This window comes from Oleiphilus sp. HI0128, assembly GCF_001635365.1.
This window is the reverse complement of record NZ_LWGG01001195.1, coordinates 1-1169: the sequence shown is the minus strand read 5'-3', so window position 1 is coordinate 1169 and position 1169 is coordinate 1. Positions and strand designations below refer to the sequence as shown.

General features: G+C 43.9%; 1 protein-coding gene. It reads right to left on the bottom strand.

From position 1 onward, the window contains the following. The coding region (locus A3763_RS20105; protein WP_068760406.1) for a YafY family protein at window positions 1–1012 on the bottom strand (1012 nt) is incomplete at its 3' end. Window positions 1013–1169: the final 157 nt, after the last annotated feature.

The following is a 1169-nucleotide window of genomic DNA, read 5'->3' as shown; positions in this document are numbered from 1 at the left end:
GGCCTAATGACATTAACCAGTTTCTGAGTTGAACCGTGCGCTTAGTTGTAGCACTTAAGCTCCAGTCATCATCGTGAGCGTGATGTAGCTCCTGATCGTGACTGATAGGGTTGTCGTGTAAGTCTTGTATTAAATTGCTGTGTTTTCCCGTCGTAATACTCAGCTCCAGGGTGTAAGTCTGAGCGTCTTGAAAGTCGATTAAGACATCCATATTTCCTTGATCTAGATAGCTTTTTAGCTCGAAATCTTCAGGCACCGCATTTGCGTGACTGCTAACACTTAAGTCACTTATCTTATGAATCAAGAAACTTCGAAAAGCCTCATCGCCCTTTTGCATGTCACCTTCCTTCTTGGCGACTAAATATATTTTCGGCAGCATAATCGCAACGCCGAAAGGATGAACCTCATAATCTTTGAGTTTTCCTTGGCTTTGATAGCTTAGTATCAGGCGTTTGCGATGAAGGATAGCGCTGTATATCCGGTTTAGCATTTCCAGGTCAAAATCGGCAGCCTTTAACTGTTGCCCGCGTTGGAAAAATTCTACGGCGCTAGTCAGGCGTTGATAATGCTTGGGGGAAATCGACTTCTCTTGTTTTAGAAGCTTGTCTTGAGCTTCCTGAAAAATAGATTTAAGGACATTCTGAGTATCAACAGGTAAGACTTGCTTCAGATGCTTTTGGCTTATGGAGAGTGCCAATGCCATGTAGTCAGGCATTTTCTCAAAACTGTAGCCAATAAGAGAATAAGGGTCGAGACGCCAGAGCCGGCTCTTTCCCAGGCCTTTTTCAGTGCTTAGGCCAAACTCGTTATGGTAGTCATTATCGTCTATTTCGTCACCGAGTAGGAACTTCAAGTCACGTTGTACGAGTCTAAACTGGCTTTTTGCTTTGGAGGCCTGAGTATCCAGATAGCCTGCATCACTCAAATGCTGAATAATTTCATCCGTGCCGATGGCGAGGTGCTGCGACTTCAAATAGTTGAGTATTTCTAATCTTCTAAGAAAGGTTTGCATTGGTCCTCACTTTCAATACGGTGGCTTATTGCAAAGCGCGCAACAAACCAATAAAACTGACGAGCAGTAAGACGCTACCCATTACGCGATAGAATACGACTGAGTCGGTTTCTTGTAGTTTTCGGTGAAACTTTAAACCTAACAGGTGGCCAAGAGC